This window comes from Micromonospora sp. NPDC003776, from assembly GCF_053605645.1.
In genome coordinates this window covers 1-7,661 of record NZ_JBSGJR010000325.1, presented here as the reverse complement: position 1 = coordinate 7,661, position 7,661 = coordinate 1, and the positions used below count along the sequence as shown (strand labels likewise).

General features: G+C 71.4%; 6 protein-coding genes. 1 reads left to right on the top strand and 5 read right to left on the bottom strand.

The window, feature by feature from the left end; all coding sequences use genetic code 11:
* Window positions 1-2,735, top strand: a 2,735-nt coding sequence (locus ACWEVO_RS23455) for a carboxyl transferase domain-containing protein (protein ID WP_452309666.1), incomplete at its 5' end; no start/stop codon positions are given.
* A gap of 8 nt (window positions 2,736-2,743) precedes the next feature.
* Here the strand turns inward: ACWEVO_RS23455 and ACWEVO_RS23450 are convergent.
* From ACWEVO_RS23450 to ACWEVO_RS23430, 5 genes are all read right to left on the bottom strand, one after another.
* The gene (locus ACWEVO_RS23450) at window positions 2,744-3,931 is read right to left on the bottom strand and encodes a low temperature requirement protein A (protein WP_452309665.1); all 1,188 of its coding nucleotides are present in this window, start codon (window positions 3,929-3,931) and stop codon (window positions 2,744-2,746) included.
* Window positions 3,932-4,046: 115 nt separating this feature from the next.
* Window positions 4,047-5,255, bottom strand: a complete 1,209-nt coding sequence (locus tag ACWEVO_RS23445; RefSeq protein ID WP_452309667.1) for an epoxide hydrolase family protein — start codon at window positions 5,253-5,255, stop codon at window positions 4,047-4,049.
* A 63-nt stretch (window positions 5,256-5,318) separates the two neighbouring features.
* Window positions 5,319-5,837: a peptide-methionine (S)-S-oxide reductase MsrA gene (gene msrA / locus ACWEVO_RS23440; RefSeq protein ID WP_452309664.1), complete on the bottom strand. Its 519-nt coding sequence runs from the start codon at window positions 5,835-5,837 to the stop codon at window positions 5,319-5,321.
* A gap of 33 nt (window positions 5,838-5,870) precedes the next feature.
* Window positions 5,871-6,758 (bottom strand): redoxin family protein, encoded by an 888-nt coding sequence (locus ACWEVO_RS23435; RefSeq protein ID WP_452309663.1) that lies wholly within the window; start codon window positions 6,756-6,758, stop codon window positions 5,871-5,873.
* A complete protein-coding gene (locus ACWEVO_RS23430) occupies window positions 6,755-7,492 on the bottom strand; it encodes a DUF1223 domain-containing protein (protein WP_452309662.1) in 738 nt (245 codons plus the stop codon). Before ACWEVO_RS23430 ends, ACWEVO_RS23435 begins: the two co-directional genes overlap by 4 nt.
* Between the last annotated feature and the right edge of the window lie 169 nt (window positions 7,493-7,661).

The window sequence follows — 7,661 nt, the reverse complement described above, 5'->3', positions numbered from 1 at the left end:
CGGACGCGCCGGACCGCGACGAGCGCATGGCCGAGATGGTCCGCAGCACGGAGCCGCTGGTGCGGCTGCTCGGCCAGCGGCTCGTCCGCGACCACCTGGACAACACGGTCATGCTGGAGGTGCTCACCCGGCGGTACTACGGCAACAAGGCGCTCACCCGGGTACGCACGGCGCAGGTCGCGGGGTGCGCGTTCGTGGTCGCCGAGCGGGCCGAGTCGAGCGTGGTCTCCGCCGCGGTGCGCTTCGAGGCGCTGGGCGAGGCGCTGCGCGGGCTCGCCGAGCTGGCGGGCGGCGAGGACGCCATCGACGCGGACATCTACCTCGCGTGGGAGAACCAGCCGACGGACTTCGACGCGATGGCGGCGGCGCTGCTGGAGGTCATCGCCGCGCACCCGCTGCCGCCACAGGTCCGCCGGGTCACCACCACGGTCGCCGGCCGCAGCGGCGCGGTGATGCACCACCACTTCACGTTCCGCCCGGCGGCCGGCGGCATGATGGAGGAGCGGCTGATCCGCGGCCTGCACCCGTACATCGCGCAGCGGATGCAGCTGGAGCGGCTGCACAAGTTCGACCTGACCCGGCTGCCGTCGTCGGACGAGGAGGTCTACCTCTTCCAGTGCGTGGCCCGGGAGAACCCGTCCGACCAGCGCCTCGTCGCCTTCGCGCAGGTACGCGACCTGACCGAGCTGCGCGAGCACGACGGCCGGCTGGTGGCGCTGCCGACGACTGAGGACACCGTCGCCGCCTGCCTCGACTCGATCCGCCGCGCGCAGTCGGCCCGGCCGTCGAAGAACCGCTTCCACACCAACCGGATCGTGATCTACGTCTGGCCGCCCAGCGAGCTCACCCGGGAGGAGATGGAGATGATCGCCGGGCGGGTGCGCCCGACCACCGGCGGCGCCGGCCTGGAGGAGATCCTCTTCATCGCCCGGCAGCGCGATCGCGCGACCGGCGAGCTGACCAAGATCGGCGTACGGATCACCTTCGACGCCACCGGTGCGGCCAAGCTGACCGTCGGGGAGCCGCCGGTCGAGCCGGTCGAGCCGCTGGACGACTACCGGCTGAAGGTGCTGCGGGCGAGCAGCCGCAACACCGTGTACCCGTACGAGCTGACCGGGCTGCTCGGTGACTTCGTCGAGCACGACCTCGACGAGAAGCACCAGCTGGTGCCGGTCGAGCGGCCGAAGGGGCGCAACACCGCGGCGATCGTCGCCGGCGTGGTGAGCACGCCGACCGTGCGGCACCCGCAGGGCGTCACGCGGGTGGTGCTGCTCGGCGACCCGACGAAGTCGCTGGGCGCGCTGTCCGAGCCGGAGTGCCGCCGCGTGATCGCCGCGCTCGACCTGGCCGAGCGGATGGAGGTGCCGCTGGAGTGGTACGCGCTCTCCGCCGGCGCCCGGATCTCCATGACCTCCGGCACGGAGAACATGGACTGGGTGGCCGCCGCGCTCAAGCGCATCGTCGAGTTCACCCAGGCCGGCGGTGAGATCAACATCGTGGTCGCGGGCATCACCGTCGGCGCGCAGCCGTACTGGAACGCCGAGGCGACGATGCTCATGCACACCAAGGGCGTCCTGGTCATGACGCCGGACTCGGCGATGGTGCTCACCGGCAAGCAGTCGCTCGACTTCTCCGGCGGCGTCTCCGCCGAGGACAACTTCGGCATCGGCGGCTACGACCGGGTGATGGGCCCGAACGGGCAGGCGCAGTACTGGGCGCCGGACCTGCCCGCCGCGCGGGACGTGCTGATGGCGCACTACGACCACACGTACGTCGCGCCCGGCGAGGACGCGCCTCGGCGGGCGGTCACTACCGACCCGGTCGACCGGGACATCTCCGACTTCCCGCACGCGGTCGCCGGCAGCGACTTCACCACCGTCGGGGAGATCTTCTCGGCGCAGGCGAACCCGGACCGGAAGAAGCCGTTCGACATCCGTACGGTGATGCGGGCGCTCTCCGACCAGGACCATCCGGTGCTGGAGCGCTGGGCGGGCATGGCCGACGCGGAGACCGCGGTGGTGCAGGACGTACACCTCGGCGGCATCCCGGTGTGCCTGCTCGGCATCGAGTCCCGGTCGGTGCCGCGCCGGGGCTTCCCGCCCACCGACGGCCCGGACACCTACACCGCGGGCACGCTGTTCCCCCGGTCGTCGAAGAAGGCGGCACGGGCGATCAACGCGGCCAGCGGCAACCGTCCCCTGGTCGTGCTGGCGAACCTGTCCGGCTTCGACGGCTCGCCCGAGTCGATGCGCAAGCTGCAGTTGGAGTACGGCGCGGAGATCGGCCGGGCCATCGTCAACTTCCGCGGGCCCATCGTGTTCTGCGTGATCTCGCGTTACCACGGCGGCGCGTTCGTGGTGTTCTCCAAGGCCCTGAACCCGAACATGACCGTGCTGGCGCTGGAGGGCTCGTTCGCCTCGGTGCTCGGCGGCGCGCCCGCCGCCGCCGTGGTCTTCGCCGGCGACGTGACCGCCCGCACCGCGGCGGACCCGCGGGTGCAGGAGCTGCAGGAGCGGGTGGCGGCGGCCACCGGCGCGGACCGGGCGGCGCTCGCCGCCGAGCTGGACGAGCTGCGGGCGTCGGTGCGGGCGGAGAAGCTCGGCGAGGTGGCCGCCGAGTTCGACCGGGTGCACAGCATCCAGCGGGCGGTCGAGGTGGGCTCCGTCGACGCGGTCGTCCGGGCGGCGGAACTGCGTCCGCGGATCATCCAGGCCATCGAGTCCCACGTGGGCTGATCAGCCGGTTACCTCGACCGCCGCGGCCGGACCTCCCGGTCGCGGCGGTCGAGGTCGGGCCGCCGGGCGTCGGTGACGGCTATGCCGGCCAGGACCACGGTGACGGCGAGGGCCGCCGGCAACGGTGGCAGCAGCAGCGCGACCGGCGCCAGCGCGGCCAGGACGAGCAGCCCGATCAGCCGGTCGCGGGGGACGTGCCGGAAGACCTGGTGTCCGAAGAACGCCAGCCCCGCCAGGAACAGGCCGGGTCCGCCGTAGATGACGGTGACCCAGGCCGGCTCGGTGTGCCCCAGCGGATGGGCGATGACGAACTCGACGCCGACGGCGGTGACGACGACGCCGGCCACCATCGGCAGGTGGGCGAACAACGCCCAGCGGGCGAGGCGGTCCGGGTCGGACGCCATGGCGATGACGCCGGGCAGCAACTCGCCCGCGCGGTGGATGTAGATCCGCCAGAACAGCGCCGTGGTGGCGAACGACACCGCGGCCGCCGCGGTCCGCTCGGGCGCGAAGCCGGCCTGATCGAGCGCCAGACCAGCGATGAGCACCAGCTCGCCGAGCGCGATGATGAACATCTGCCGGTATCGCTCGGCCAGGTGCTCCGCGACGATCGGCCACTCCTGAGCGGGTGCGCGACCCAGCCCCGGGGTCGGGTAGCGCGCCGCGCCGGCGAGGTAATCGATGCCCAGGGCCACCGCCCACAGCGCGACTCGGGCCGGCCCGGGCGACAACGCGCCGGCGATCCAGGGCACGGCGGAGAGACTGAACCAGAACAGCAGCCGCAGGGTTCTGCGCCGCAGCGGGTGACCCCGCAGGGCGAACAGGAAGAAGAGGTGGCGGCCGACGTTGACGGCGACGTAGAGCCCCGCGAAGACCAAGCTCCGCTTCCCGAACGCCTCCGGCAGCGCGACCGCCATCAGGAGGGCACCCAGCATGCTGGCGATGACCAGCAGCTGTATCGCCGGATGCTCCGGGTCGTACAGGTCGGTGGTCCAGGCCGTGTTGGTCCAGACCCACCACACGGCGAGCAGGAGCAACAACGCCTCACCCGCGCCGCTACCGCTGAGGTCGTGGATCAGCGTCCGGGAGAGCTGCGTGAGGGACAGCACGAACACCAGGTCGAAGAAGAGCTCCAGGAACGTCGCCTGCCGCGCCTCTTCGGGCCTGCGCAGCAGGTCGGCGGCCGTCCCGCTCATCGGTCCGCCCGCCGCCGTCCGGCGCTGGTCATCGACGCGCTCCTTCACAGGGGGTCCGGTACGTCGGGAACGGGCCGAATCCGCGCCCGGCCCGCCCCGCGACACGGTGGCTGAACTAGCGCAGCGACCGGAAGGCGGTCCGCAACTCGTCGCAGAGCAGTTGCGGCTGTTCCCAGGCGGCGAAGTGCCCACCCCGGTCGAGCTTGTTGTAGTGGATGAGCTGGGGATAGGCACGCTCCGCCCAACTCCTCGGGGCCTCGTACAGCTCGTCCGGAAAGACGCTCACGGCGGCCGGGACGGAGACGTCCTTGGCGGCGAAGAACGAGAGCTTGTTCTCCCAGTACAGGCGGGCGGCGGAGACACCGGTGTTGGTCAGCCAGAAGAGGGTGATGTTGTCGAGGAGGTCGTCCCGTGTGATGCCGACGGACTGCCCGGCGATGGCCCGACAGAACAGCTCCAGGCTGGCCGCGTCGTGGTCGAGCAGGAAGCTGGCCAGGGCCATCGGCGAGTCCGCGAGACCGGTCAGGGTCTCCGGACGCGTGCCCATGATCAGGGCGTAGGCGGAGTGCAGCCAGAAGAAATTGATTTCCTCGCACGCCTTGCGCTCCTCGACGGAGAGGTTGGCCGGCAGCGAGTCGAGAGGATTGTTCGCCCCGCTGATGCCGGTCTGCAGCAGGGCGTCCAGGTCGGGCGGGACCGCGCTCGGCATGTTGGTGTGGATGCCGGCGAGTTCCGGTGGTGCCTGCACGCCCATGAGGTTGGTGATCAGCGCACCCCAGTCGCCGCCCTGGGCGACGAAGCGGTGGTAGCCGAGGCGCTTCATCAGCTCGGTCCAGGCTCGTGCGATGTGCTCGGGGCCCCAGCCCGGCGCGCTCGGCTTGCCGGAGAAGCCGTAGCCGGGCATGGACGGGATCACCAGGTGGAAGGCGTCCGACGCGTTCCCGCCGTGCGCCGTGGGGTCGGTGAGCGGACCGATGATCTTCAGCTGCTCGATCACCGTGCCGGGCCAGCCGTGGGTGACGATCAGCGGCAAGGCGTCGTCGTGTTTCGAACGGACGTGGATGAAGTGGATGTCGAGCCCGTCGATTTCGGTGATGAAGTTCGGCAGGCTGTTCAGCCTCGCCTCGACCTTGCGCCAGTCGTACTCCTTCTCCCAGTAGCGGGCGAGCGCCTGGCTGGTCTCGAGGGGCACACCCTCGGACTGGTCGTCAACGGTCTGCTTCTCCGGCCAGCGGGTGGCCGCGATGCGCTTGCGCAGCGCCTCGAGTTCCGCGTCGGGGATCTCGATCGTGAACGGCCGGATGTCGGCGGTCGGGCGGGTCATCGTCTGGGTCGCCACGGTGGCCTTCCTCTCCTTCGGGGTTGATGCCGCGGGTTCACGCTGGCGCTAGGCGGCCTGCTCGCCGCGGCGGGGAAGCTTCCAGTCCGGCCGGACGAAGTGGCAGGTGTAACCGCCGGGATTGCGTTCCAGGTAGTCCTGGTGCTCCGGCTCCGCCTCCCAGAAGGGGCCGGCGGGAGTGACCTCGGTGACCACCTTGCCCGGCCAGAGGCCGGAGGCGTCCACGTCGGCGATGGTGTCCTCGGCGATCTGCCGCTGCCGGTCGTCGCAGTAGAAGATGGCGGACCGGTAGCTGGTGCCGACGTCGTTGCCCTGCCGGTCCTTCGTGGTCGGGTCGTGCGCCTGGAAGAAGAACTCGAGCAGGTCCCGGTAGGACAGCCGGTCGGGATCGAAGACGATCTCGACCGCTTCCGCGTGCGAGCCGTGGTGCAGGTACGTCGCGTTCGGCACGTCCCCACCGGTGTAACCGACCCGGGTGCTGATCACGCCGGGGCGCTTCCGGATCAGATCCTCCATTCCCCAGAAGCAGCCGCCGGCCAGGATCGCCTTCTCCGTCGCACCGGTCATCGCTCCCCCTTTCCCGTTTCATCAGGACACCCGCTACGGACCGAAGGTGAACACGTACGCCCGGAGGCCGGGCCGGTCGGCGACGAGGGTCAGCTCATGGTCGGCGCGGGGCGCCCCGGCGACGAGCCGGACCATGCGTGGGCGGTCGGTACGCGCGACCGCGTCCGGGCCGACGTCGGCTCCGCGCTCGCCGTCGATCGGGTTCCCGTCGAGCAGCACCCGGATCGCGGCCGGGTCGGCCGGTCCCGGATCGAGGACGAGGTTCACCTCGCCGGCGTTGAACGGCAGGTGGAGCTCGCCGGCGCCGCCGGCGAGTTCGACGTACTCGCCGCCGTCGCGCCAGTCGCCCCTCAGCGCGTACGTCCCCGGCTCGGCCCGCTCGGCGCCGAGGTACGTCTCCGGCGTGATGCCGAGGTAGGAGGGTTCCCCGACGGTGGCGAAGCCGGTCACCTCGGGGGTGACCGGCGGCAGCTCGGTACGGGGTGCCCTGATCTCGAGGAGGCGGCGGATCTCCGACTCCACCCGGTCGTAGTCACCCTCGCCGATCCACCGCTGGACGAGTCGCCCGGCGGCGTCGAAGAGGTACTTGGCCGGCCAGGCGTCGTTGCCGAGGGCGCGCCAGAAGGTGAAGTCGTTGTCGAGCGCGACGGGATAGGTGAGGCCGTGGTCGCGAATCGCCCGGTCGATGTTCTCGGCCTGCCGGCCGAACTGGAACTCCGGGGCGTGCACGCCGATGACGGTCAGGCCCAGATCGGCGTAGTCCCGGTGCCACGCCTTGACGTAGGGCGCGGTGCGGATCCAGTTGACGCAGGTGTACTCCCAGATGTCGATCAGCACCACCCGGCCGTGCAGATCGTCGGGCGTCAGCGGTGGCGAGTTGACCCACCGCTGCACCGTGACGGGAGGAAGCTGTGCGGTCATGTCCGTCTTCCCGCCGGCACGCCGGCCGCCGCGGCCCCGACGATGGACCTGTCGTCGGCCTGCTGGACGTAGCCGACCACGACGGCGCGTCCCGGATCCAGGTCTTCCGGCAGCCCGAGCTCCACGCGCCCCCGGCTCGGCTCCAGCTCCGCCGACGTGAAGGCGCGCACCACGTTGTCCTGGTGCAGCCGCCGCCCGGCGTTCTCACCGCGCGGGACGTCGTTCTCCAGGCCGCGTTCGACGACCGCCACGTTCACCACCGCCCGTTCCGGCGGGCGCTCGGCCTGGTAGTCCACGACCACCCGGCGTCCGCCGTCCGCCTCGGAGACCGACAGCGTGAGCGGCGTCGTGGGGGCCGATCTCAGGGCCGACGTGATCGCCGTCAACGCCTGCCGACGGTCGGAGCCGACGAACTCGACGGTGCCGTTGACGATCATCTGCGGCGTGTACAGCCCGGCGGACCCGAAGGCGCGGGCGTACTCCTCCTGCCGGCGGGTGTGTGCCTCGTTGCCGAACGGGTCGGCCCAGCCCAGGTGGTCCCAGTAGTCCACGTGGAAGCCGAGGGCGTAGACGGGCTGCCCGCGCTCCCGGGCGTCCCGGTCGATCTCGGACAGCACCTCCTCAGCCGGCGGACAGCTGTTGCAGCCCTGGGAGGTGAACATCTCCACGACGGCGAAACCGCCGCCCGCCGCATCCTGGGCGCTGTTCGACCCGGTGCGCGAGGTGTCCGTCATGGCGCGTCTCTCCTCGGGTGCTCCTGCTGGCGCCCTGGGCTTCCCCTTCCGCGGGCGCCCATGCCTGCACCCCAGGACCGCACCGCGCGACCCCGGTCGTGGCCATTCGACGAAACCGGGTCGACGGGTAGGGCCTTCGGCGGATCGCGGGCGGCGCGGCGGGCGCCGG